At 63.3% G+C, this 24413-nt stretch carries 23 protein-coding genes, 1 tRNA gene and 1 pseudogene; 13 read left to right on the top strand and 12 right to left on the bottom strand.

The window, feature by feature from the left end; genetic code table 11:
- Nucleotides 1-25: 25 nt before the first annotated feature.
- Genes ACIOVF_RS20985 through ACIOVF_RS20995 form a run of 3 tightly spaced genes read right to left on the bottom strand, consistent with a single transcriptional unit; the run spans nt 26 to nt 1056 of the window.
- A complete protein-coding gene (locus ACIOVF_RS20985) occupies nt 26-358 on the bottom strand; it encodes a hypothetical protein (RefSeq protein WP_045194984.1) in 333 nt (110 codons plus the stop codon).
- A complete protein-coding gene (locus tag ACIOVF_RS20990) occupies nt 355-732 on the bottom strand; it encodes a phage holin family protein (RefSeq protein WP_045194982.1) in 378 nt (125 codons plus the stop codon). The genes ACIOVF_RS20985 and ACIOVF_RS20990 overlap by 4 nt, the downstream gene beginning before the upstream one ends.
- A 9-nt stretch (nt 733-741) precedes the next feature.
- Entirely contained in the window at nt 742-1056 is a 315-nt protein-coding gene (locus ACIOVF_RS20995; protein WP_045194981.1) for a YqjD family protein, read from the bottom strand.
- Between the two features lie 302 nt (nt 1057-1358).
- Between ACIOVF_RS20995 and ACIOVF_RS21000 the strand changes: the two genes are divergently transcribed.
- Nucleotides 1359-2567, top strand: a complete 1209-nt coding sequence (locus ACIOVF_RS21000) for an ammonium transporter (protein ID WP_401292207.1) — start codon at nt 1359-1361, stop codon at nt 2565-2567.
- Between the two features lie 5 nt (nt 2568-2572).
- Here ACIOVF_RS21000 and ACIOVF_RS21005 read toward each other — a convergent pair whose 3' ends face one another.
- The gene (locus tag ACIOVF_RS21005; RefSeq protein ID WP_401292210.1) at nt 2573-4531 is read right to left on the bottom strand and encodes a monovalent cation:proton antiporter-2 (CPA2) family protein; all 1959 of its coding nucleotides are present in this window, start codon (nt 4529-4531) and stop codon (nt 2573-2575) included.
- 178 nt (nt 4532-4709) lie between these two features.
- On the opposite strand from ACIOVF_RS21005, the gene ACIOVF_RS21010 reads away from it, so the two are divergent.
- From ACIOVF_RS21010 to ACIOVF_RS21025, 4 genes are all read left to right on the top strand, one after another.
- Complete coding sequence (locus ACIOVF_RS21010; RefSeq protein WP_123565427.1) at nt 4710-4946, top strand: glutaredoxin family protein; 237 nt, start codon at nt 4710-4712, stop codon at nt 4944-4946.
- A gap of 93 nt (nt 4947-5039) precedes the next feature.
- Nucleotides 5040-5471 carry a D-Ala-D-Ala carboxypeptidase family metallohydrolase gene (locus tag ACIOVF_RS21015; RefSeq protein ID WP_401292213.1) on the top strand — a complete coding sequence of 144 codons (432 nt, stop codon included), beginning with the start codon at nt 5040-5042 and terminating at the stop codon, nt 5469-5471.
- A gap of 92 nt (nt 5472-5563) precedes the next feature.
- Nucleotides 5564-5875 carry a hypothetical protein gene (locus ACIOVF_RS21020; protein ID WP_045194969.1) on the top strand — a complete coding sequence of 104 codons (312 nt, stop codon included), beginning with the start codon at nt 5564-5566 and terminating at the stop codon, nt 5873-5875.
- 50 nt (nt 5876-5925) lie between these two features.
- Entirely contained in the window at nt 5926-6813 is an 888-nt protein-coding gene (locus ACIOVF_RS21025; RefSeq protein WP_213603636.1) for a pseudouridine synthase, read from the top strand.
- A gap of 42 nt (nt 6814-6855) precedes the next feature.
- Here ACIOVF_RS21025 and ACIOVF_RS21030 read toward each other — a convergent pair whose 3' ends face one another.
- From ACIOVF_RS21030 to acnA, 3 genes are all read right to left on the bottom strand, one after another.
- Entirely contained in the window at nt 6856-8421 is a 1566-nt protein-coding gene (locus ACIOVF_RS21030; protein WP_045194965.1) for a PAS domain-containing methyl-accepting chemotaxis protein, read from the bottom strand.
- 190 nt (nt 8422-8611) lie between these two features.
- A complete protein-coding gene (locus tag ACIOVF_RS21035; RefSeq protein WP_401292217.1) occupies nt 8612-9388 on the bottom strand; it encodes a CPBP family intramembrane glutamic endopeptidase in 777 nt (258 codons plus the stop codon).
- Between the two features lie 151 nt (nt 9389-9539).
- A complete protein-coding gene (acnA, locus tag ACIOVF_RS21040) occupies nt 9540-12281 on the bottom strand; it encodes an aconitate hydratase AcnA (RefSeq protein WP_401292220.1) in 2742 nt (913 codons plus the stop codon).
- Nucleotides 12282-12534: 253 nt separating this feature from the next.
- Between acnA and rlmM the strand changes: the two genes are divergently transcribed.
- The gene (rlmM, locus tag ACIOVF_RS21045; RefSeq protein WP_045194959.1) at nt 12535-13599 is read left to right on the top strand and encodes a 23S rRNA (cytidine(2498)-2'-O)-methyltransferase RlmM; all 1065 of its coding nucleotides are present in this window, start codon (nt 12535-12537) and stop codon (nt 13597-13599) included.
- Between the two features lie 51 nt (nt 13600-13650).
- The gene (gene tusA / locus ACIOVF_RS21050) at nt 13651-13893 is read left to right on the top strand and encodes a sulfurtransferase TusA (RefSeq protein WP_045194957.1); all 243 of its coding nucleotides are present in this window, start codon (nt 13651-13653) and stop codon (nt 13891-13893) included.
- Here the strand turns inward: tusA and ACIOVF_RS21055 are convergent.
- Complete coding sequence (locus ACIOVF_RS21055) at nt 13890-15287, bottom strand: MATE family efflux transporter (protein ID WP_045194955.1); 1398 nt, start codon at nt 15285-15287, stop codon at nt 13890-13892. The genes tusA and ACIOVF_RS21055 overlap by 4 nt on opposite strands.
- 142 nt (nt 15288-15429) lie before the next feature.
- Between ACIOVF_RS21055 and pdxB the strand changes: the two genes are divergently transcribed.
- Nucleotides 15430-16572, top strand: a complete 1143-nt coding sequence (gene pdxB / locus ACIOVF_RS21060; RefSeq protein ID WP_401292225.1) for a 4-phosphoerythronate dehydrogenase PdxB — start codon at nt 15430-15432, stop codon at nt 16570-16572.
- A 53-nt stretch (nt 16573-16625) separates the two neighbouring features.
- On the opposite strand, the gene ACIOVF_RS21065 is transcribed toward pdxB, so the two are convergent.
- Nucleotides 16626-16802: a PA1571 family protein gene (locus tag ACIOVF_RS21065; protein ID WP_401292228.1), complete on the bottom strand. Its 177-nt coding sequence runs from the start codon at nt 16800-16802 to the stop codon at nt 16626-16628.
- Between the two features lie 277 nt (nt 16803-17079).
- Between ACIOVF_RS21065 and ACIOVF_RS21070 the strand changes: the two genes are divergently transcribed.
- The 4 genes and pseudogenes from ACIOVF_RS21070 to mqo all read left to right on the top strand — a co-directional run bounded on the left by ACIOVF_RS21070 (nt 17080) and on the right by mqo (nt 22649).
- Nucleotides 17080-18849, top strand: coding sequence for an ABC transporter transmembrane domain-containing protein (locus ACIOVF_RS21070; protein ID WP_401292231.1), 1770 nt, complete (start codon nt 17080-17082; stop codon nt 18847-18849).
- 783 nt (nt 18850-19632) lie between these two features.
- Nucleotides 19633-19743, top strand: a pseudogene (locus tag ACIOVF_RS21075) (hypothetical protein); the annotation flags it as partial.
- Nucleotides 19744-19971: 228 nt separating this feature from the next.
- Nucleotides 19972-20676 carry a methyl-accepting chemotaxis protein gene (locus ACIOVF_RS21080; RefSeq protein ID WP_401292369.1) on the top strand — a complete coding sequence of 235 codons (705 nt, stop codon included), beginning with the start codon at nt 19972-19974 and terminating at the stop codon, nt 20674-20676.
- 374 nt (nt 20677-21050) lie between these two features.
- Complete coding sequence (gene mqo / locus ACIOVF_RS21085) at nt 21051-22649, top strand: malate dehydrogenase (quinone) (RefSeq protein WP_045194946.1); 1599 nt, start codon at nt 21051-21053, stop codon at nt 22647-22649.
- Nucleotides 22650-22805: 156 nt separating this feature from the next.
- On the opposite strand, the gene ACIOVF_RS21090 is transcribed toward mqo, so the two are convergent.
- The 3 genes from ACIOVF_RS21090 to ACIOVF_RS21100 form a co-directional block, all read right to left on the bottom strand.
- Nucleotides 22806-23180, bottom strand: a complete 375-nt coding sequence (locus ACIOVF_RS21090) for a bacteriocin (protein WP_038994310.1) — start codon at nt 23178-23180, stop codon at nt 22806-22808.
- Nucleotides 23181-23312: 132 nt separating this feature from the next.
- Nucleotides 23313-23389: transfer RNA gene (locus tag ACIOVF_RS21095), tRNA-Pro, on the bottom strand.
- A 64-nt stretch (nt 23390-23453) separates the two neighbouring features.
- Entirely contained in the window at nt 23454-23675 is a 222-nt protein-coding gene (locus ACIOVF_RS21100; protein WP_010223359.1) for a YgdI/YgdR family lipoprotein, read from the bottom strand.
- A 197-nt stretch (nt 23676-23872) separates the two neighbouring features.
- On the opposite strand from ACIOVF_RS21100, the gene moaB reads away from it, so the two are divergent.
- Nucleotides 23873-24412, top strand: a complete 540-nt coding sequence (moaB, locus tag ACIOVF_RS21105) for a molybdenum cofactor biosynthesis protein B (protein WP_045194944.1) — start codon at nt 23873-23875, stop codon at nt 24410-24412.
- Nucleotide 24413 lies beyond the last annotated feature (1 nt).

The raw sequence follows: 24413 nt of genomic DNA on the forward strand, positions 1-24413 counted from the left end.
AGCGGTCGTAGTTCAGGCGCTGCACTTAACGCTTGCTACCAGCCCCTTGCATGGCCAGTTTCAACAGCGGAATCAAGCTGGTCCCCAGGCGCACCAGGCGGCTGACGCTGCCGCTGCGGGCGCCTTTGCCGGTGAGGAAGCCCAGCAACACCACGGCGCCAATGCCCCATAGCGGCGCGTGCTTGATGCCCAGGCCGCCTTGCAGCGAATCGCCCATGGCGCGCAAGCGGGTCAGGGGGTTGAGCAGTTGCCCGGATTCGTGGCGAATTTCCTGGCGGTGCATCTCCAGGCGCAGGCGTACCAGGGCCTTGCGCAATTCGCGGCGGTTGGTGGTTTGCGGCAGTTCTGGCAGGCTCATGGCAACAGGCGCTCCCGGTCCTTGGCAAGTTCTTCGAGGGTCGAGCTGAACGGCGACGATTCATCGAACACCGCTGCCTTCAGGCGCAGGCCGCAAAACACTGCGGCAAGCCCGTAAAACACGCACAGGCCGATGATGCCGGCCAGGCGGTAGCTGTCCCAGAGCATCACCAGCACCAGGCCGGAGAGGGCGGTCAACAGCAGCAGGGCAAACACCAGGGCCAGCCCGGCGAACAGCAGCAGGCTCAGGGTTCGGGCTTTCTGCTCCTGCAGCTCGATGCCGAACAATTCGACATGCCCATGCAACAGGCCCAGTACTGCCGCGCCCAGGCGCTTGCTGGAGGGGCCGGCACCGGCCAGTGGTTCGCTTTCCATGCTCGGTCCTCAGCGGCGGGTGGCCAACAGGCCGATCAGAAACCCTACGCCGGCGGCAATGCCGATCGACTGCCAGGGGTTGCTCTGCACGTAGTCTTCGGTGGCGCTCAGGGCCGCCTGGCCGCGCTCGCGGACCGAGTCCTGGGTCAGTTGCAGGGTTTCCCGGGCGCGCAGCAGGCTGTCGTGGATCTGCTCGCGCAGGTCGTCGGCCTGATCGCCGGCCAGGGTTGCAGTGTGTTCCAGCAGCTTCTCGGTATCGCGTACCAGGGCCTGGAAGTCAGCCATCAATATGTCTTGAGCAGTCTTTGCCGATTTGCTGGCCATGGGGCTCTCCCTAACAGTGTGTGTGGCTATTTCGAGTCGTGGGCGCGGGCGAAGGTTCAAGTGCATTTGGCTGGTACAGCTTTTGCTTTGCCTTGGTGCGCCAGGACCGGTGCCCGCGCCGATTGTGGGCGCTGGACAATGCCGGACCTGTAAACCTTAACCCAATCCATGACAAACCCAAGGAAAAACTCCCGTATCACCCGGATCGGCCAGGGAGGTGGCCGTCACAACGATCCAGGCTGGTGCACCAAGGAGTACTTCTGGGCTGTCTTGGTGCTTTTTTTTGCAGGCCTGCCGACTCCATGGAAAATTTGCAAAGCGCGGTGGACACCCTGGTCCACGGTTCCAACACGCTGTTCATCCTGCTGGGGGCGGTGATGGTCCTGGCCATGCACGCAGGCTTCGCCTTCCTCGAGGTGGGCACGGTGCGGCACAAGAACCAGGTCAACGCCTTGTCGAAGATTCTCAGCGACTTTGCCGTCTCGACCCTGGCGTACTTTTTTGTCGGCTACTGGATTTCCTATGGCGTGAGTTTTCTCCAGCCGGCCCAGGTATTGAGCCAGGAGCATGGCTATAGCCTGGTGAAGTTCTTCTTCCTGTTGACCTTTGCCGCGGCAATCCCGGCGATTATCTCCGGTGGCATTGCCGAGCGGGCGCGCTTTGCCCCGCAATTGTGCGCCACGGTGCTGATCGTTGCCTTCGTCTATCCGTTTTTCGAAGGCATCGTCTGGAATGGCAACTTTGGCCTGCAAGCCTGGCTGACGGAACGCTTTGGCGCAGGCTTTCATGACTTTGCCGGCTCCGTGGTGGTGCATGCCATGGGCGGCTGGCTGGCGCTGGCGGCGGTATTGTTGCTGGGGCCGCGCAACGGCCGCTATCGCGACGGCAAGCTGGTGGCCTTTGCGCCGTCGAATATTCCGTTTCTTGCCCTGGGTTCGTGGATTCTGATTGTCGGCTGGTTCGGCTTCAACGTCATGAGCGCGCAAACCCTGCAAGGGGTTAGTGGCCTGGTGGCGGTCAATTCCTTGATGGCCATGGTCGGCGGTACTGTCGCCGCCTTGCTGGTCGGGCGTAACGACCCGGGCTTCCTGCATAACGGCCCGCTGGCCGGGCTGGTGGCGGTGTGCGCAGGTTCTGACCTGATGCACCCGGTGGGGGCGCTGGCCACCGGGGCGATTGCCGGGGCCTTGTTTGTCTGGTGTTTTATTGCCGCGCAGAACACCTGGAAGATCGACGACGTACTGGGCGTGTGGCCGCTGCATGGTTTGTGCGGGGTATGGGGCGGGATCGCCTGTGGAATCTTCGGTCAGAGCGCGCTGGGTGGTTTGGGTGGGGTGAGCCTGGCCAGCCAGCTGATCGGCAGCCTGGCCGGGGTGCTGGTGGCGTTGCTCGGTGGCTTTGCCGTCTATGGCAGCATCAAGTTGCTGCACGGCTTGCGCCTGAGTCAGGAGCAGGAGTACTACGGCGCCGACCTGTCGATTCACAAGATCGGCGCCACCAGTCAGGACTGAACGGCTCAGCGCCCGGCGAGCAAGCGCGCCTCGCAGGCTTCTACCGCGCTCAATGGGCCGCTGACCAATACGGCATCGCCGGCGTGCAGGCAGGTGCCGGTGTCGACATTCAGCTCCTCGCCCTGGCGCTGTACCGACTGCAACTCAACGCCCAGTTGCTCCAGGCCCAGCTCGCTCAAGGGACGGCCGCAGGCGTAGGCTTCGGCGCCGAGGTTGACTGCGTGCATCATCGCCTTGGGCAGGCCCTCGCTGTCGACCGGGCTGGTCTGGGCGCCATGGTAGAAGGCATGCAGCAAGCGGTAGCGGGTCTTGCGTACTTCATCGACACGCTGCTGCACCTGCTCTTGCGGCAGGCCGAGCATGACCAGGGCGTGGGAGGCCAGCATCAGGCTGGATTCAAGCAGCTCCGGGACCACCGCCGTGGCGCCGGCGGCGCGCAGTTCTTCACGCTGGCTGTCATCACGGGTTCGCACCAGGATCTGCACCTGGGCGTGCCGCTCGCGGGCGGCTTTCAACACGCTCAGGGCAATGTCGGTCTTGTCCACGGCAATCACCAGCAGGCGCGCGCGTTCAAGGCCGATGGCGGTGAGCAGTTCGCCGCGCCGCGAGTCGCCGTAATGCACGCAGTTTTCCCCGGCGGCAGCTTCCTGAACGCGCACCGGGTCGTCATCCAGGGCAATGAAGGCGATGTTCTCGCGCCGCAGGAAGCGCCCGATCGATTGGCCGACGCGGCCGTAGCCGCAGATCAGCACGTGGCCATTCATTGCCGCGCTTTGCGCTTCGATCTCTTCCAGGTGGATCTCCTGGTTGGGCTTGCGGTGCAGGCGGGCGGCGATGCTCGGCGCTGCGCGCAGCAGTAGCGGGGTGACCAGCATCGAGCAGAAGGTCGCGGCCAGTAGCAGGTTGCCCAGCTCTTCTGGCAGCAAGCGGGTCTGTTGCATCTGCGCCATCAGGGCGAAACAGAACTCGCCACCCTGGGCCAGGGCCAGGCCGCTGCGCCAGGCGGTCTCGGCATCACTGCCGCGCAAGCGCACCAGGGCGGCCACCACCACACCTTTGATCAGCAGCAGGGCGAGGGTCAGGGCAAGCAGCTGCCAGCCGTGGCTGGCGAACAACTGCAGGTCGATGAGCATGCCGATACTGACGAAGAACAGCCCGAGCAGAATGTCGCGGAACGGGCGGATATCGGCTTCGATCTGATGGCGATAATTGCTTTCACCCAGCAACATGCCAGCGAGAAACGCGCCCAGGGCCGGGGACAACCCCAGCAGGTGGGTCAGCCAGGCGGTCAACAGCACGATCACTAGCGCCAGCAAGACGAACAGCTCAGCTGAGTGCGAGCTGGCCACCTCATGGAACAGCCGCGGCAGCAGCCAGCGGCTGGCCAGCAGCAGGCCGAAGAAGAGGATCACGGTCTTGCCCAGGGTCAGCGGCAAAGCCCAGTACCAGGCCTGGCCGCCTTGACCGGCAAACACCGGGACCAGGGTCAGCAGCAGCACCGCCACCACGTCCTGGAACAGCAGCACGCCGATGGCATTCTGGCCATGGCTGCTGAAGATTTCGCCAAGGCTGGTCAGCTCCTTGCTGACGATCGCCGTCGACGACAGCGCCAGGCCTGCGCCGAGCATCAGGGCGACGTTGGGTTGCATACCGAGCAGCACCAGCAGGCCGGCGAGGAGGATGCTGGTGCAGATCACCTGCAGGCTGCCGAGGCCAAACACCACCTTGCGCAAGGCGAGCATTTTCGACAGGGAAAATTCCAGTCCCAGGGAAAACAGCAAAAACACCACACCCATTTCAGCCAGGTCCGGCAGCTCTTCGCTTTCGTTGACCCAGTCCAGGGCGGTAGGACCGACGAACAGGCCGACACACAAATAGCCAAGTACCGGCGGCAACTTCAGGCGCCGGAAGAACGCGATGACGACCAGCGATGAGGCCAGGATGATCAACAGGTTGGCAAACACAAAACACTCCCTTGCGAAAACAGCGAAAAAACCATTAAGTCTGAACGACTTACGCGATTTGGCCGTTGATGTACATCAGCACTTCATTGCCGTTGGCCGACTTCAGGGGCGGCGCTCGACTGGCCCCGATTGCAGACCTAGAATAATGATCCGTTCCTACAGATGCTGGTATCCATAAATGCCTCCTGAATGCCAATTGTTCGGCACCTTGGGTTGTCACCTGTGCGAAGTGGCCGAGGCGCTGCTGATGCCGTTTGTCGAGCATGGCCTGATGGTCGAACTGGTCGATATCGCCGAGCACGAGGGGATGATCGACACCTATGGCCTACTCATTCCGGTGCTGCGTAGATGTGATACCGGTGCAGAGTTGAACTGGCCGTTTGACCCTGAACAGGTGGTGACCTTCTTGCAGTAAAGCAGGGGGCGCGGGGAGCGGCTTCCTGTCGTGCGTTGATTCAAGGGTGCGAGGACAATCCCTGGCGAATACACAATGCCAAGGAATGGTCCCATGCAGCTGTCCGCACATTTTTCCCTCGCCGAGATGATTACCTCGGAGACTGCCGCTCGTCGTGGTATCGACAATAACCCCGAAGCGCAGGTCATCAGTAACCTGCAACGACTGTGCACTGTGCTTGAAGAGGTTCGCCGCCTGGTCGGCCGGCCGATTCGAGTCAGCAGCGGCTACCGTTCACCGGCCCTCAACAAGGCAATCGGTGGCTCGCCCAGGAGTGCGCATACCCTCGGCCTGGCGGTGGATATCAATGTGACCGGGCTGGCGCCGAGCGAACTGGCCAGGCGAATCAAGGACAGTGAGGTGATGTTCGATCAGTTGATCCTCGAATACGACCAGTGGGTGCACTTTGGCCTCAGCACGCAAGTGCCACGCCGTCAGGTGCTGACCATTCGCCGCGGTAGTGGCTACCTGCCGGGTCTGGTCTGACAGCTGTCGTCTGATTGACGCAGGCGACTTCTCTGAATATGCTGTATATAAATACAGTAAAGGGATGGCGCTTGCGTCGAGGGTCCGGATCAATGGTCAATGTCGAACAACTGAAATACTCCGTCAATCGCATGGCTGTCGAGGTCGTGAGTGAAGCGGTGCTCGAGTTGCGCCTTGACGGCCTGGTGCTGGAAGGCAAGACGCCGTTCAATAAAGTGCATTTCAATACCTGCTTCGCCGAGATCGAGGCGCTGTTCCAGCGCGCGGGTTACCACCGGCCGCTGGATGTGGTCGGTTACCAGGGGTTGTTGTACGCCCTTTACGACCCCGGCCGCTGGGAGGCGGTCGAGGTGCTGCGCTGGCTCAAGGAGTTCACCGAGGCTGCAGCCACCGAAGCTGGCTGAGCGGGCGGGCATGGGCGATAATGCCCGGTCCTTTCGTCCTGAGTGTTCCCATGGCCACGCCTCCCTTCGATCCGGCACAGCATCAAGCCAGTACTGTCTGCCTGCCGCCCGGCAACTGGGCGACGGTGGTCGATTGCCTGAGCGAGCACTTCAAGGCCATCGGTCGCGAACAGTGGCTCGATCGTATCGCCCGCGGCCGGGTGCTCGATGCCCAGGGTGCGCCGATCAATGCCGCGCTTGCCTACCGTCCGGGCCTGCGCATCCACTACTTTCGTGAAGTGCCGAACGAAAAACCGATCCCGGTCGAAGAGGCCATCCTGCACATCGATGAGCACCTGGTGGTTGCCGACAAGCCGCATTTCCTGCCAGTCACCCCGACCGGCGAGTATGTCGAGCAGACCTTGCTGCGCCGGCTGATCCGCCGCCTGGACAATCCCCACCTGGTGCCCTTGCACCGCATCGACCGGCACACCGCCGGGCTGGTGCTGTTCTCGGCCAACCCGCAGAGCCGTTCGGCCTATCAGTCGCTGTTTCCCAACCGGCAGATCGACAAGCGCTACCAGGCCATCGCCCGCGCCTTGCCCGCGCGTGATTTTCCACTGGTGCACAAAAGTCGCCTGGTCAATGGCGAGCCGTTCTTCCGCATGCAGGAAGTGGAAGGGGTGAGCAACAGCGAAACCCTGGCCCAGGTGCTGGAGAAGAATGGCGAGCTGTGGCGCTACGGGCTGTCGCCGGTGACCGGCAAGACGCACCAGCTGCGCGTGCACATGACCGCCCTGGGCGCGAGCATTTGCAACGATCCGTTCTATCCGGACATCGTTCAGGGGCCGGACGACTACAGCAAGCCACTGAAGCTGCTGGCGCACAGCCTGCGTTTCAATGACCCGTTGAGCGGTGCAGAGCGATACTTTGAAAGCCGGCTGACGCTCGACTGGTAAGGCGGGGAGCCGCGCACCGCCAATGGCGATGCGCGGCCGGGCTTAGCGGTTGAAGCGTTCCACCAGCGAGTACTGGCTGGTGGCGGTGCGGGTCAGTTCTTCGCTGAGCAGCGCCGAGTGCTGGGCCTGTTCCGAGGTCTGGTCGGCCAGTTGGGCGATGGTACTGATGTTGCGGCTGATCTCGTCGGCCACCGCAGTCTGCTCTTCAGTGGCAGCAGCAATTTGCGTGGCCATGTCGGTGATGTTGGCTACCGCTTCGCTGATGCCGACCAATGCCTGGTCGGCTTCCATCACCCGTGCAACGCCTTCTTCAGCCTGGCGATGACCGCTTTCCATGGTCTGCACGGCGCTGTTGGCAGTCTGTTGCAGTTTGGCGATCAGGCCGTGGATCTGCCCGGTGGATTCGGCGGTGCGTTGCGCCAGCTGGCGCACTTCGTCGGCCACTACGGCAAAGCCGCGGCCCATCTCACCGGCCCGGGCCGCTTCGATGGCGGCGTTCAGGGCCAGCAGGTTGGTCTGGTCGGCAATGCCCTTGATCACATCGACCACGCCACCGATTTCGTCGCTGTCGCGAGCCAGCTGAGTCACGGTCAGGCCGGTCTCGCCGACGGCAGCCGACAGGCGCTGGATGGCTTCGCGGGTTTCCCCGGCGATGTCACGGCCGCGCCCGGTCAGGCGATTGGCTTCCTGAGTGGCATCGGCCGTGCGCTGGACGTGGTTGGCCACTTCCTGGGTGGTGGCGGCCATCTGGTTGACGGCGGCGGCAACCTGTTCGGTTTCCACGCGCTGGCGTTCCAGGCCCGAGGAGCTGTTGTGGGCCAGGGTGTCGGACTGGCGCGCCTGCTCGTTGAGGTGCTCGGCGGTATCCTGCAGGCGGGTCAGGCAGGTTTTCATCCGCGCATCCTGGCTGAGCATGGCCATTTCCAGGCGCGCCTGCACGCCGCGGCTGTCGGTGTACATCTGCGCGATCAGCGGGTCGGAAGTGGCTTGTTCGGCCAGGCGCAGCAGGCGCTTGAGGCCGCGTTGCTGCCAGCTCAGGCCAAGCAGGCCGAGCGGCACCGAAAGGCCGGCGGCCAGGGCAAAGCCCCAGGAATGGCCGAGCCAGTTGCCGATCAGGAAGCCGATCTGGCTGATGAGGATGAACGGCAGCCAGTCCTGCACCACCGGCAGCCACTTGTCGCGGCGCGGAATGGCCGGCTTGCCCTGGTTGATGCGCTGGTACAGCGCTTCGGCGCGGCGTACCTGTTCGGCGGTGGGCTTGACCCGCACCGATTCGAAGCCCACCACCTGGTTGCTCTCGAACACCGGCGTAACATAGGCGTTGACCCAGTAATGGTCACCCGACTTGCAGCGGTTCTTGACGATGCCCATCCATGGCAGGCCTTGCTTGAGCGTGGTCCACATATGCGCAAACACAGCAGGCGGCACATCCGGGTGGCGGACCAGGTTGTGCGGTGCGCGCATCAGCTCCTCGCGGGAGAAGCCGCTGATTTCGACGAAGGCGTCGTTGCAGTAAGTGATCACACCCTTGGCATCAGTGGTCGAAATCAACCGTTGCTGAGCTGGGAAAGTCCGTTCGCGCTGGGTAATCGGCTGGTTGTTACGCATTAGCTGTTCAATCCGCAAGGCTTTCGAGAGGTATCGGCACGCCGGGGGTTTTGTTGAATGAATATTTGCAGGGCTTGATTTCGATCAATGAGTCCTGATCTGACCTGCGCTAAGTCACTCGTGCAAAGTTCAACAAATTAGCTGCATTCTTTCATGTTTTTGACACAAAAGTCAGCTAATGACCGCAAGTTCACAACGGCGCCAGCATCGGGTAACTGAAACCGGCGAAATGCGCCAGGTTCAGGCCGAAATGGCAGAGTACTGCGGCGAAAATGCCGCCATGACGGTATGCCAGGCCGTAGCCGACACCGGCAAGCCCAGCCAGCAGCACCCATTGCCAGCCGCCACCAAGATGGGCCACGCCGAACAGGCTGGCGGCCAGCAGCAGGGCCAGGTTCTGGTTTTTCAGCAGGCGTTGCAGGCCGCCCTGGATGTAGCCGCGAAACAGCAGCTCTTCGGTCAGGCACACCAGCAGCAGGTTGTTCATGGCCCAGATCCACGCCTGTTCAGGCCACTTCGGCGCCCAGGCGATCATTGCCAGCAGCCAGGCGCCGCCCAGGCAGACCGCGATGACCAATGGCAAGGTCCAGGCCAGGCTCGCCAGTGGGCGCTTGTTCTTCAGGGCCAGCACCCAGGGGCACGCCAGCAGCAGCCAGAAGCCGATCAGCGGCTTGTCGAGGTTCAGGTACATGGAGAAGGGCAGGGCTTCGCTGCTAAAACGCACCTTGTCGATGACCTTGGCGCCGCTGAAACCGGGCAGCATGTGCAGGGCCAGGGCAAAGGCCAGGAGCACGAACAGGGCATGGCCGACCAGCTTTTGCCAGAGGCTCGCGCGGCGTACCAGCAAGCCTGCACACAGCAGGGCAATCAGGGTGGGCAGGGCCAGCAGGCCGAGGTTGCCCTTGAGCAGGGCGAAGAGGTAACCGAGGCCGAGCAGCGCCAGGCCGATCCATTGCGGGGCAAGCATGAGACATCCTTTGAAAAGCAAAACGTGAAACCTTCGACTGCGCTTTTACAATCGAGGACACGCCACTCGGCCATCCTTTGGCCATTACTGCTTATCGTACGTGGTCTGCTCCATCAGGCAAAGGCCCGGTCACAGGGACCGGGCCGTTACTTCAGGCTGCGATCAATTGCCGCAGTACATAGTGAAGAATCCCGCCGGCCTTGAAGTACTCCACTTCATTGAGGGTATCGATGCGGCACAGCACTTCGATCTGCTCCTGGCGACCGTCCTCGCGGGTGATCTTCAGGTTCAGGGTCATGTGCGGCTGCACCTGTGCATGGCTCAGGCCAAGAATGTCGATGCGCTCGCGGCCGTCCAGGGCCAGGCTCTTGCGGTTCTGCCCGGGCTTGAACTGCAACGGCAACACGCCCATGCCCACCAGGTTGGAGCGGTGGATGCGTTCGAAGCTCTCCGCCAGCACTGCCTTGACCCCCAGCAGGTTGGTGCCCTTGGCGGCCCAGTCGCGGCTGGAGCCGGTGCCGTATTCCTGGCCGGCAATCACCACCAGTGGCGTGCGATCGGCCTGGTAGCGCATGGCCGCGTCGTAGATCGCCATCTTCTCGCCGCTGGGCACATAGAGAGTGTTGCCGCCTTCTTCACCGCCGAGCATCTCGTTGCGAATGCGGATATTGGCGAAGGTGCCGCGCATCATCACTTCATGGTTGCCCCGGCGTGAGCCGTAGGAGTTGAAGTCGCGCGGCTCGACGCCTTTCTCCCGCAGGTAACGTCCGGCCGGGCTGTCGGCCTTGATGTTGCCGGCCGGGGAAATGTGGTCGGTGGTCACCGAATCGCCCAGCAGGGCCAGGACCCTGGCGCCGTGAATATCCTCGATGACCGGCAGCGGCCCGGTAATGTCGTCAAAGAACGGCGGATGCTGGATGTAGGTGGAATCGTCCTGCCAGACATAGGTGGCCGCCTGCGGTACTTCGATGGCTTGCCATTGGGCGTCGCCGGCAAACACCTCGGCGTACTCCTTGTGGAACATCGCGGTATCGACGCTGGCCACGGCGTCGGCAATTTCTTTCTGGCTGGGCCAGATGTCGCGCAGGTACACCGGCTGGCCATCCTTGTCGACGCCCAGCGGTTCGCGGCTGATATCCACGCGCACGCTGCCGGCCAGGGCATAGGCGACCACCAGCGGTGGCGAGGCCAGCCAGTTGGTTTTCACCAGCGGGTGCACGCGGCCCTCGAAGTTGCGGTTGCCCGAGAGCACCGAGGCGACGGTGAGGTCGGCGCTGGTGATGGCTTTTTCGATGGCGTCGTCCAGCGGGCCGGAGTTGCCAATGCAGGTGGTGCAGCCATAGCCCACCAGGTCGAAGCCCAAGGCGTCGAGGTATTGGGTCAGGCCGGCGGCCTTGTAGTAGTCGGTAACCACCTTGGAGCCGGGGGCCAGCGAGCTCTTGACCCAGGGCTTGCGCTGCAGGCCTTTTTCCACTGCCTTTTTCGCCACCAGCCCGGCTGCCATCATCACGCTGGGGTTGGAGGTGTTGGTGCAGGAGGTGATCGCCGCGATCACCACCGCGCCGTTTCTGAGCAGGTGTTGCTGGCCCTGGTATTCATAGCTGACTTCACCGGCCTGGTCGGCATTGCCCACCGCCACGCCGCCACCGCCTTCGCTTTCAAGGCGACCTTCTTCCTTGCTCGAGGGCTTGAGTTGCAGGCCGATGAAGTCATCGAAGGCCTGACTGACATTGCCCAGGGCGACGCGGTCTTGTGGGCGCTTGGGCCCAGCCAGGCTCGCTTCGACTTCGTTCATGTCCAGGGCCAGGGCGTCGGTGAACACCGGCTCCTGGCCGGGTAGGCGCCACAGGCCCTGGGCTTTGCAGTAAGCCTCGACCAGTTTCACCGTGGCTTCAGGACGGCCCGACAGGCGCAGGTAATCGAGGGTGATCTGGTCGACCGGGAAGAAGCCGCAGGTGGCGCCATACTCCGGTGCCATATTGGCGATGGTGGCGCGGTCAGCCAGGGGCAGGTCGGCCAGGCCGTCGCCGTAGAACTCGACGAATTTGCCGACCACGCCCTTTTTACGCAGCATCTGAGTGACGGTCAGCACCAGGTCGGTGGCGGTGATGCCTTCGCGCAGCTTGCCGGTCAGCTTGAAACCGATCACTTCCGGGATCAGCATCGACACCGGCTGGCCGAGCATGGCAGCCTCCGCCTCGATACCGCCGACGCCCCAGCCGAGCACGCCCAGGCCGTTGATCATGGTGGTGTGCGAGTCGGTGCCGACCAGGGTGTCGGGGAAGGCGTAGGTGCGCCCGTCTTCTTCACGGGTCCAGACGGTGCGCCCCAGGTACTCGAGGTTGACCTGGTGGCAGATACCGGTGCCCGGCGGCACCACGCTGAAGTTGTCGAAGGCATTCTGGCCCCAGCGCAGGAAGGCGTAGCGTTCGCCGTTGCGCTGCATTTCGATGTCGACGTTCTGGGCAAAGGCCTGCTGGCTGGCGTAGCGGTCGACCATCACCGAGTGATCGATGACCAGGTCCACCGGCGACAACGGGTTGATCCGCTGCGGATCGCCGCCGGCCTTGGCCATGGCCGCGCGCATGGCGGCGAGGTCGACCACCGCCGGTACGCCGGTAAAGTCCTGCATCAGCACCCGCGCCGGGCGGTACTGGATTTCGCGGTCGGAACGCCGCTCCTTGAGCCAGTTGGCCAGCGCCGAAAGGTCGCCGCTGGTGACGGTCTTGCCGTCTTCCCAGCGCAGCAGGTTTTCCAGCAGCACTTTCAGCGACATCGGCAGGCGCTGCAGGTCGCCGAGGCTGTGGGCGGCGTCGGGCAGGCTGTAATAGTGGTAGAGACGATCATCGACCGTCAGGGTCTTGAGGGTTTTCAGGCTATCGAGCGAGGGCATTACCAACTCCTTCTGCGCCGGTGATCGGCAATCTTCCCTGCTGTCGCCGGTTCACCGCCTCTGTGACAGTCCGCACGGCACGGACCTGGCTGAACGGTCAGGGTAGCCCTGTTTGGCGGACCTGACCATGTACTGGACCGGCCGGAAGTGTCGCAGGTTCCGATCTTCCTTTATCATTCGCCGATTTACCGGCGCTGCGTATTGCGCCCGGTCAGGGTTGGCGGTAATGGCCGTCAGCCGTCCTGGAGTGAAGATGAATACCCTGTTTATGCATTGCCGGCCCGGTTTCGAGAGCGAAGTCTGTGCCGAAATCGCCGAGCACGCCGCGCGCCTGAATGTCGCCGGCTATGCCAAGGCCAAGCCGCAGAGCGCCTGCGCCGAGTTCATCTGCAACGACGCCGAAGGTGCCGAGCAACTGATGCGCGAGCTGCGTTTTGCCCAGCTGATCTTCCCCCGGCAATGGGCCCGCGGCGCGTTCATCGAGCTGCCGGAAACCGACCGCATCAGCGTTCTGCTCGAGGCCCTGGCCGATTACCCGCAGTGTGGCAGCCTGTGGCTGGAGGTGATGGACACCAACGATGGCAAAGAGCTGTCGACCTTCTGTCGCAAGTTTGAAGTGCCGTTGCGCAAGGCCCTGAGCAAGGCCGGGCGCCTGGTTGAGGATGCGCACAAACCACGATTGCTGCTGACCTTCGTCAGCGGCCGGCGGGTGTTTGTCGGCCTGGCGGCGGCGGATAACTCGGCGATGTGGCCGATGGGTATTCCGCGCCTGAAGTTCCCCCGCGAAGCGCCGAGCCGTTCGACCCTCAAGCTGGAAGAGGCCTGGCACCACTTCATCCCTCGCGATCAGTGGGATGCGCGCCTGTCCGACGACATGACCGGGGTAGACCTGGGCGCTGCGCCGGGCGGCTGGACTTATCAACTGGTCAAGCGCGGCATGCTGGTGACCGCCATCGACAACGGGCCGATGGCTGAGAGCCTGATGGACACCGGCCTGGTCCAGCACCTGATGGCCGACGGCTTTACCTACAAGCCCAGGCAGACCGTGGACTGGATGGTCTGTGACATCGTCGAGAAGCCGGCGCGCAGTGCCGCCTTGCTGGAAACCTGGCTCGGCGAGGGCTTGTGCCGCGAGGCGGTGGTCAACCTCAAGCTGCCGATGAAGCAGCGTTACGCCGAAGTGCGGCGCCTGCTCGAGCGCATCGAAGAGGGCTTCAAGGCGCGCAAGGTCAAGGTCTCGATTGGCTGCAAGCAGCTGTATCACGACCGCGAAGAAGTGACCTGCCACCTGCGGCGCCTGGATCTGAAACCGCGCTGAGGCTGCGGGAGCGGCTTGAGCGACAATAGCTGATTGTTTCCGGAGTTCTACATGACTGACTTCACCCCAGATGCCATCCTCGACGCCACCGGCCTGAACTGCCCGGAGCCGGTGATGATGCTGCACCAGTACATTCGCGACCTGGCCCCCGGCGGCCTGCTCAAGGTGATCGCCACCGATCCCTCGACCCGTCGCGATATCCCCAAGTTCTGCGTGTTCCTCGACCATGAACTGGTCCAGCAGCAGGAAGAGGCGGGCACTTACCTGTACTGGATCCGCAAGAAGCTCGGTTAACGCTTTTCAGCGCGGCGAATGTGCTTGGCGCTGCTGCGCGCCAAGCGAATCGCCAGCATCAGCGCCGCGCAGGTGAGGCCGGCAATCAGGCCTTCCCACAGGCCGTTAGGGCCGCTGGCGGGGCCGAACAGGTCGGTCAGGCCGAGCACGTAACCCACCGGCAAGCCGATGCCCCAGTAGGCGAACAGGGTCAGGATCATGGTCACCCGGGTGTCCTGGTAACCGCGCAGGGCGCCGGCGGCAATCACCTGGATGGCGTCGGAGAACTGATACAGCGCGGCATACACGATCAGCATCGCGGCAATCTGGATCACCGCCGTGTCCGGGGTGTAGATCGAGGCGATGGGCTCGCGCATCAGCAGGATCAGGCTGGCCGAGAAGCAGGCAAACACCAGCGCCGCACCCAGGCCTACCAGGGCGGCGAAGCGCGCCTGGCGCGGTAGCCCGGCGCCGATCGCCTGGCCAACCCGCACGGTCACCGCCATCCCCAGCGAATACGGAATCATGAACAGCAGCGAGCTGATGTTCAGGGCAATCTGGTGCCCGGCCACCACGGTCGGGCCGAGGCTGCCGATCAGCAGGGCAATCACCGCGAAGATGCTCGACTCGGCGAATACCGCGATGCCGATCGGCAGGCCGACGCCGACCAGGCGCTTGATCACCGGCCATTGCGGCTTGTCCAGGCGCACCAGCACGCGCTGTCGGGCATAGGCCGGGGCCCAGTGGGTCCAGGCGGCCATGCTCAAGGCCATGAACCACATGACGATGCCGCTGGCCCAGCCGCAACCGACGCCGCCCAGAGCCGGCATGCCGAAGTGGCCGTAAATCAGTACATAGTTCAGTGGAATGTTCAGCAGCAGCCCGGACAAGCCGATGACCATGCTCGGCCGGGTCCGGCCCAGGGCATCGCTGTAGCAGCGCAACACGTAATAAAGGGCGACACCGGGGAAGCCGAAGGCAATGCCCTGCAAATAGCCCATGCTCGGCGCCACCAGTTGCGGGTCGACTTTCATCACCTGCAAGATCGGTTCGGCGCTGAGCAGCAGGCCACTGGCGATCAGGCCGACGCACAGTGCCAGCCACAATGCCTGGCGCACCAGCGGGCCGATCTCGGCATGCTGGCCGGCGCCATAGCGCTGGGCAACCTTGGGCGTGGTCGCCAGCAGGATGCCGGTCATCAGCAGGTACACCGGAATCCAGATCGAGTTACCCAGCGCCACGGCTGCCAGGTCGCGGGGGCTGACCCGGCCGGCCATCACCGCATCGACAAAACCCATGGCGGTGGTCGCCAACTGGGCAATGATGATTGGCGTGGCCAGCATCAGCAGGCCGCGCAGCTCGCTGCGGATCCGCGTCGGGCGCGACAGGGCGGGGGTTTGGGTCTCGGCGGTCATCGGTGTCACAAGGCAGGCGTCCACAGGAAAGATGAGCAAAGCCGGCTAGTCTACGCCTTGACGCGGCAGTCAGGAACCTCGCCTGCCTGTGGATCGCCCCACCCGTATCGGCCTACACTGCGCACCCCGATAGGAGAGCGCCATGCTGATTGTTGCTGACGAGAATATCCCGCTGCTCGATGCCTTCTTTGCCGGTTTTGGCGAAATCCGCCGCTACCCCGGGCGGGCGATCGATGCCGCCTGCGTCAAGGATGCCGATGTGCTGCTGGTGCGTTCAGTGACCAAGGTCGATCGCACTTTGCTCGAAGGCAGCCAGGTGAAGTTTGTCGGCACCTGCACCATCGGCACCGATCACCTGGCCCTGGATTACTTCGCCGAGGCTGGTATTCACTGGTCCAGCGCGCCAGGCTGCAACGCCCGCGGGGTGGTCGACTATGTGCTCGGCAGCCTGCTGACCCTGGCCGAGCTCGACGGCGCCAGCTTGCCTGCGCGCACCTATGGGGTGGTCGGCGCCGGGGAAGTCGGTGGGCGTCTGGTCGAGGTGCTGCGCGGCCTTGGCTGGCAGGTGCTGGTCTGCGACCCGCCGCGCCAGGCGCGCGAGGGTGGCGATTATGTGAGCCTGGAGCAGATCATCGAGCAGTGCGACGTGATCAGCCTGCACACCCCGCTGACCCGTAGCGCCGAGCTGCCGACCTGGCACCTGCTGGGCCAGGCGCAACTGGCCCGCCTGCGCCCCGGCGCCTGGCTGATCAATGCCAGCCGCGGCCCGGTGGTCGACAACCAGGCCCTGCGCCAATTGCTGCGCGAGCGCGACGATATCCAGGCGGTGCTCGACGTCTGGGAGGGCGAGCCCCAGGTCGACCTGGCCCTGGCCGACCTCTGCGTGATCGCCACCCCGCATATTGCCGGCTACAGCCTGGACGGCAAGCAGCGCGGCACCGCGCAGATCTACCAGGCGTTTTGCGCCTGGCGGGGCGAACCTGCCGAGGTGCAACTGAGCGACCTGCTGCCACAGCCGTGGCTGGCCGAAATCGCCTTGCAGGCCGAGACCGATCCGGCCTGGGCCCTCGCGACCCTGTGCCGCGCAGTGTATGACCCGCGCCGTGACGATGCCGATTTTCGCCGCAGCTTGAGCCGCGACCCGGCGCAGCAGAAGGCCGCCTTCGACAACCTGCGCAAGCACTACCCGCCGCGCCGTGAAATCGAAGGCCTGGCCGTGCGCCTGCACGGTGAAGCGCCGCAACTGGCACAGCTGGTCCGCGCCCTGGGCGGCGTGCTGGTGTAAATAGCGGGCAATAAAAACCCGGCGCGTGCGCCGGGTTGAAGAATTCGGGTGGGTCAGTCTTTCTTGGCGAGTTCTACCCGGCTTTTTTCCAGCTGCTCGCAGGCCTGCTGGATCATCTCCTCGGTGATGGTGATCTCATTCCCATCCTTGTCGATGATCGTGCCGCCTACCGATGCCTGCGGGTTAGGCGCGGGTTTTTCCTGGGTGTTGCCTTGATGTTGCAAGCTCATTTCCTGTCTCCTCATCAGGTTGCAAGCTCAGACTAGAATCGCCTCGTGACCGGCCTGTGACAGCTCCTTCGGTTATCACTGTGCGACGTGTCCAGTCCATCAGAAAGCCGAGTAAACCTCCAGTAGTACTTTAGACCGAAACGGTCTAGCCGGCTGTGGCCTGGGTCTTATATGCCCAGGTTCTGGTTCCGACGCCCAATCATTGCCCGCAGTTCCTTGGCGCTTGATCAACGGTCCGGTGTAGGCTGCTGTAAATAGCGGACAAACGGCGTACTCCATGCTCAACCGGTTTTCTTCACGCCAGCGCCAGGCCCTGCGCCTGGGCTGGCGTTTTATCCGTCCTTACCGCACGCAGGCGCTGCTGGCCTTGCTGGCACTCATCGTTACCGCAGCGATTACCCTGTCCATGGGCCAGGGTATTCGCCTGCTGGTGGACCAGGGCTTCATGACCCAGTCGCCGCACCTGCTCAACCAGTCCATCGGCCTGTTCCTGCTGTTGGTGCTGGCCCTGGCGATCGGTACCTTCAGCCGCTTCTATCTGGTGTCGTGGATTGGCGAACGCTGTGTGGCCGATATCCGCCAGCAGGTGTTCGATCATCTGATCTACCTGCACCCGGGTTTTTTCGAAAGTAACCGCAGTTCGGAGATCCAGTCGCGGCTGACCGCCGACACAACCTTGCTGCAATCGGTGATCGGCTCGTCGCTGTCGCTGTTCCTGCGCAACGCGCTGATGGTGCTGGGCGGCATCGTCCTGCTGTTTGTCACCAACCCCAAGCTCACCAGCATCGTGGTGCTGGCCTTGCCGCTGGTGCTGGCACCGATCCTGATTTTCGGCCGCCGGGTGCGCAACCTGTCGCGGCAGAGCCAGGACCGGGTCGCCGACGTCGGCAGCTATGTGGCCGAGACCCTCGGCCAGATCAAGACCGTGCAGGCCTACAACCACCAGTCCAGCGACCAGCAGCGCTTCGGCGCCACGGTCGAGGCGGCCTTTGAGGTGGCGCGCAAACGCATCCTCCAGCGCGCCTGGCTGATCACCCTGGTGATCGTGCTGGTGCTCGGGGCGGTCGGGGTAATGCTCTGGGTCGGTGGCATGGACGTGATCGCCGGGCGTATTTCCGGCGGTGAGCTGGCCGCCTTCGTGTTCTACAGCCTGATCGTCGGCAGCGCCTTCGGCACCCTCAGCGAAGTGATTGGCGAGCTGCAGCGCGCTGCCGGTGCCGGCGAGCGGATTGCCGAGCTGCTGGCAGCGCGCAGCGAGATAGTCGCGCCTGCTGACCTGCAGCGCTCGGCGCCGCGGGTCAGTGGCCGGGTCGAGTTGCAGGGCATCCGTTTTTCTTATCCATCACGGCCAACATCGCCGGCCATCAATGACCTGAAGCTTACTGTCGAGCCCGGCGAAACCCTGGCCCTGGTCGGGCCGTCGGGGGCGGGCAAGTCGACCCTGTTCGACCTGTTACTGCGTTTTTACGACCCGCAGCAAGGGCGCATCCTGCTTGATGGTCAGGACATCAGGTGCCTCGATCCGCAGGACCTGCGCCGCCACTTCGCCCTGGTAGCGCAGAACCCGGCGCTGTTCTTTGGCACGGTGGAGGACAACATCCGCTACGGGCGCGCCGATGCCACGGCCGAACAGGTCGAGGCTGCTGCCCGCAGCGCCCATGCCCATGAGTTCATCTTGCAGTTGCCCAAGGGCTATCAGACTCACTTGGGTGACGCCGGCCTTGGCCTCTCGGGCGGTCAACGCCAGCGCCTGGCGATTGCCCGGGCCTTGCTGGTGGATGCACCGATTCTGTTGCTGGACGAAGCCACCAGCGCCCTCGACGCGCAGAGCGAGCATTTGATCCAGCAGGCGCTGCCGACCCTGATGAGCGGGCGCACCACCCTGGTGATCGCCCATCGCCTGGCCACGGTGCAGCATGCCGACCGCATTGCGGTGATTGATCAGGGCCGGCTGGTGGCCATCGGCACGCATCGCCAGTTGATTGCCCAGAGCCCCTTGTATGCACGGCTGGCGGCGTTGCAATTCAATAACGTGACGGAAATGTGACAGCGTCCTACAGACTGTCACATTTCTGTAGCAATCCCTTGAGACTATCTGTTCCAGCTGTTGCGTAATGCTCGAACCTGGCTGCTATCGATCGATGGCAGCTTTTTTTTGGCCTGCCGTCAGTGGCCAGTGAACGAGGACAGGGACGTCTTTGCCTGGTTGGCGCCGAGTGGCGCCGCTCCCTTATTCCTTGTTCCGGGACTTCTTTCGATGTTGCGTAAATCCCTCAGAGTGCAAATTCTCGCCCTGCTCGGCGGCAGCCTGGCGGCGATCCTGCTGATCGCCCTGGTGTGCTTTCAGTTGTTGTCCTCCAGCGTGCGCGGCTACGGCCAGCTGATCGACGGGCCATTGCAGGCGTCGCAGTTGATCGATGAAGCCAACCTGCAGTTCAAGGTCCAGGTCCAGGAGTGGAAGAACGTGCTGCTGCGCGGCAAGCAGCCCGCCGAGCTGGACAAGTACTGGCAGCAGTTCCTGGCCCGTGAGCAGCAGGTGCAGGGCATCCTTGACCAGTTGATCGCCCGCAGCGAGCAGCCGCTCAAGGGCCGTGCCGAGCAACTCAAGGCCAGCCACCGGCAGCTGGGTCAGGCTTACGCACAGGGGCGTCAGGCGTTTCTGGCGGCGGGCGCTGATCCTGTTGTAGGCGATCAGGCAGTCAAAGGTGTTGACCGCGCTGCCAGCGAGCAAATGAGTGAGTTGGTCAGCCAGTTGCGCAGCGATGCCCAGGCGCGTGCCCAGACCATCAACCAGTCTGCAGAGCGTACGGTCTGGCTGGGGCTGCTGGTGATGTTCGGCTCGGCGTTGCTGGTCGGGCTGTTCAGTCTGTGGCTGGTCAACCGCAGCCTGATCGAGCCGATTCGTGGCTTGATCGATTATGTCGCGCAGTTGAGCCAGGGGCGCTTCGCCGCGCGGGTCGCCAGCGATCGCCAGGATGAGCTGGGGCGGCTGGCGGTGGCGGCCAATACTCTGCGCGACTTTCTTGCCGACACCTTCAGCCGCCTGCAGCGCAATGCCGGTGAGCTGGAAAGCGCCAGCGGCGAGCTGCGCGGCATTGCCGGCAACATGGCCCGCGGCACCGACGACCAGTTCCAGCGTACCGACCAGGTCGCTACGGCCATGCATGAAATGTCGGCGACCGCCCAGGAAGTCGCCCGCCATGCCGCCGACGCCGCGCGCGCCGCCGATGAAGCCGACCACAGCGCCCGGGCCGGCGAGCAGGTGATGCAGGCAACCATCGCCACCATTGCCGGGGTCAACCAGGAAATTGCCGACACCGCCAAGGTGATTCGCCATCTGGAAGCCGACAGCGACCGCATCGGCAAGGTGCTGGAAGTGATCCGCGCGATTGCCGAGCAGACCAACCTGCTGGCGCTCAACGCCGCCATCGAGGCGGCACGGGCCGGTGAGGCCGGACGCGGCTTTGCCGTGGTCGCCGATGAGGTGCGCAGCCTGGCCCAGCGTACGGCCGCGTCGATTGCCGAGATCAACCAGATCATCAGCGCCGTGCAGTCCGGCGCCGTGGCGGCGGTAAAAGCCATCGAGAGCGGCCAGCAGCGCAGCGAGGAGGGCGCCGAGCAGGTGCAGCAGGCCGGGCAGATGCTGCAGCGCATCACCGTTGCCGTCGAGGCTATCCGCGACATGAACCGGCAGATCGCCACGGCGGCGGAAGAACAGACCAGTGTTGCCGAGGACATCTCGCGCAACCTGGTGGAAATTACCCGGATTGCCACCACCAACCAGCAGGCGGTGCAGCAGACCGAGCAGGCCGGGCAGCACTTGCACGGCTTGTCCGGGCAGTTGGGGGAGGTCACTGCGCGCCTGAGTGCTTGAGCAAAAGCGGGGGAAATCCGCCACATCCAGCGGTAAAGGCCCGGCAATGTGGCGGATTGTCGCCAGCTAAACCGTTAAAGTTGGGGTGCGACGACACGTCCTAGCTATTAGCCGTTGGTCTTGTAAAAGTTGGCCCGCTTCCTGCTTTAAGGCGACCCACCCTGACAGCGGCGGCCATGCCCCGCGTCTGGCGTGACGACCGTTCCCGATCCATCGAACAACCCCAGCCGCCATCCAGTGCGCGGGTGTCCGGGCCGATTGCCCGAGCACCAGCTACGCTAAGCCTTGGACTGCGCGAGCAACAACAAGAATCCGGGCGTGCACTACGGGACCTGCGGTCATTGCCAATTACTTCACTTCAATTGGATTGAACTATGAAAAAAATCCTGCTGACGCTCCTGTGCCTGAGTGTCATCGGTTGCTCCAAGCCCAGTGAGCCCGAGAAAACCGTAGACGTGCTGCTGATCGGCGGCGGCATCATGAGTGCAAGCCTGGGTACCTACCTCAATGAGCTGGAGCCCGGTTGGTCGATCGACATCTACGAGCGCCTGGACAAGGTCGCCGAAGAAAGCTCCAACGCCTGGAACAACGCCGGTACCGGTCACTCCGCGTTCTGCGAGCTGAACTACACCAGCGAAGGTGCCGACGGCAAGATCGACATCAGCAAGGCCGTTGGCGTCAACGAGCAGTTCGAGATCTCCAAGCAGTTCTGGGCCTACCAGGTCGAGCAGAAAGTGCTGAGCAACCCGACCTCGTTCATCAACAACGTGCCGCACATGAGCTTCGTCTGGGGCGACAAGAACGTCGAGTTCCTCAAGAAGCGTCATGAAGCCCTGCAGCACAGCTCGCTGTTCCGTGGCATGGAGTACTCCGAAGACCACGAGCAGATCAAGAAGTGGGTACCGATCGTGATGGAAGGCCGCGCTGCCGACCAGAAGATCGCCGCCACCCGCATGCCGATCGGCACCGACGTCAACTTCGGCGAGATCACCCGCCAGCTGTTCGCCTCGCTGACCAAGCACGACAACGTCAAGCTGCACGTCCAGCACGAAGTCCGTGACATCGTCCGTAACGCCGACAACACCTGGACCGTGGTCGTTGCTGACCTGGCCAACAAGGGCGTCGAGAGCAGCATCAAGGCCAAGTTCGTCTTCATCGGTGCCGGTGGTGGCGCGCTGAAGCTGCTGCAGAAATCGGGCATCCCTGAAGCTGACGGCTATGCCGGCTTCCCGGTCGGTGGCCAGTTCCTGATGACCGACAACCAGGACATCGTTGCCCGTCACAAAGCCAAACTGTACGGCAAGGCTTCGGTGGGTGCGCCGCCAATGTCGGTTCCGCACCTGGACACCCGCGTGATCGACGGCAAGGAAGTGCTGCTGTTCGGCCCGTTCGCCACCTTCTCAACCAAGTTCCTGAAGAACGGCTCGCTGCTGGACATGTTCGCTGCGCTGACCACCCACAACATCATGCCGATGACCCACGCCGGTATCGACAACATCGACCTGAGCACCTACCTGATGGGTCAGTTGATGCTGAGCTTCGATGACCGCATGGCGGCCCTGCGCGAGTACTTCCCGAACGCCAAGAACGAAGACTGGAAACTGCTGCAGGCCGGTCAACGCGTTCAGGTGATCAAGAAGGACCCTGAGCACGGCGGCATCCTGCAGTTCGGTACCGAAGTCGTTGCTGCCCAGGATGGCACCATCGCCGCACTGCTGGGTGCCTCGCCAGGTGCTTCGACCGCTGCGCCGATCATGCTGAGCGTGCTGGAAAAGACCTTCAAGGATCGCATCAAGACCCCTGAGTGGCAGGCCAAGCTGAAGGAAATCGTGCCGACCTACGGCCAGAAGCTCAACAACAACCTTGAGCTGACCAACAAGACCCGTGAGTGGAGCAGTTCGCGTCTGAACCTGCTGTACGTTCCGGTGCTGCCGGAAGAAGCGGCTGCGGTACAGGCTGAGCCTGCGCTGTAAGCTTTCGCTTTGCTAGAAACAAACAAGCCCCTGTTCAGGGGCTTGTTTGTTTCTGGCCCGCCCAAAGCATCGCCGGCAAGGCCGGCTCCCACAATGGATTGGCTTGCACCTGTGGGAGCCGGCCTTGCCGGCGATTGAGGGCTACTCGGTTGTGGATCAGTGGCGTTTCTTGCGATGACTGTCCGCCAGGTTGTTACCCAACGCACCACCAGCCGCGCCGCCCAGGCCTGCGCCAATTGCCGAGCCGGTGCTGCCACCGAGCTTGCCGCCGACCAGCGAGCCACCGGCCGAACCCAGGCCACCACCAATGGCCGCCTTGGTCTTGTTGCCTTTTTTCGCGCCCATGGCACTGCCTGCCGCGCCGCCGACGCCGGCACCAATGGCCGCACCGGTGCTGCCGCCAAGCTTCTGCCCGACCACGTTACCCAGAACACCACCCAGGCCACCGCCTACAGCGGTCTGGCCATCACCGGCCATGGCGCCTTGTGCGCACAAAAGGCCCAGGGTCAGGGCGGCAAGAGTCTTACGCATGTGAATCAACCTTAATGTTCAAAAAGGCGCGCATTCTGCTGGCAGCGTCGCCGCCGCGCAATGCTGGCCACTGCTGCTCGTCTGCCAGGCACGAAAAAGCCCGCGCGAGGGCGGGCTTTTTGCTGAGTAAAGTGGTCGGAGAGACAGGATTCGAACCTGCGGCCTTCTCGTCCCGAACGAGACGCGCTACCTGGCTGCGCTACACTCCGATGGAGAAAATATTACTCAAAATCTTCTCCTCGACAAGCCCCCAGAGGCGGCCTGTCGATCAGCTCACAGGTCCTTGACGGTGCGGACCTGGTCCTTGTTGATGCGGGTGCGCTTGCCGTCCAGTTGTTCGAATTCGTAGAAGCCCGAGTCTTCGTCGTATTGCGGAGTATCGACCGCCTGGATTTCGCGGCCGTCGTTCAGGGTAATGACGGTCGGCGAAGCGCAGCCAGCCAGAGTGCCAAGACCCAGGGCGAGCAGGAAAGCGGGAAGAGTCCGTTGAATCATTGTGTTTCTCCAGTAAAGGATGGTGCGTAATGTTTCTTGAGACGCATGGCGCCTGCGCAAGTTCCATGCAGATTTCAGCATAGCGGCAATCTAGCATTATTGACCGGCAACAATGCCTGGGCCGCTGGCGGACGCGAGGCGGGCAGGGCTGTGATATAACACCGCTCATTCGTTCCTATCAATGGATTCAAGGTCCCATGAAAGCCAAGGCAGATGTACCTTTCGTGCCGCTGAACATTGCCGTCCTGACGGTCAGCGATACCCGCACCCTGGAAACCGACACCTCCGGCCAGGTGTTCGTCGACCGCCTGAGCGAGGCCGGCCACGCCCTGGCGGCGCGGGTGCTGCTCAAGGACGATCTGTACAAGATTCGCGCCCAGGTCGCCACCTGGATCGCCGATGAGCAGGTGCAGGTGGTGCTGATCACCGGCGGTACCGGCTTTACCGGGCGCGATAGCACCCCGGAAGCCGTGGCCTGCCTGCTGGACAAGCAGGTCGATGGCTTTGGCGAGCTGTTTCGGCATATCTCCCTGGCCGATATTGGTACCTCCACCGTGCAGTCCCGGGCCCTGGCCGGGCTGGCCAATGGCACCCTGGTGTGCTGCCTGCCGGGCTCGACCAACGCCGTGCGCACCGGCTGGGACGGCATCCTTGCCGAGCAGCTCGACGCCCGTCATCGCCCGTGCAACTTCGTCACCCACCTCAAGCAGGCCGCGCCCTGCGAAAGCCGTGGTTGAG

The organism is Pseudomonas sp. NPDC087612 (assembly GCF_044743505.1).
Lineage (GTDB): Bacteria > Pseudomonadota > Gammaproteobacteria > Pseudomonadales > Pseudomonadaceae > Aquipseudomonas.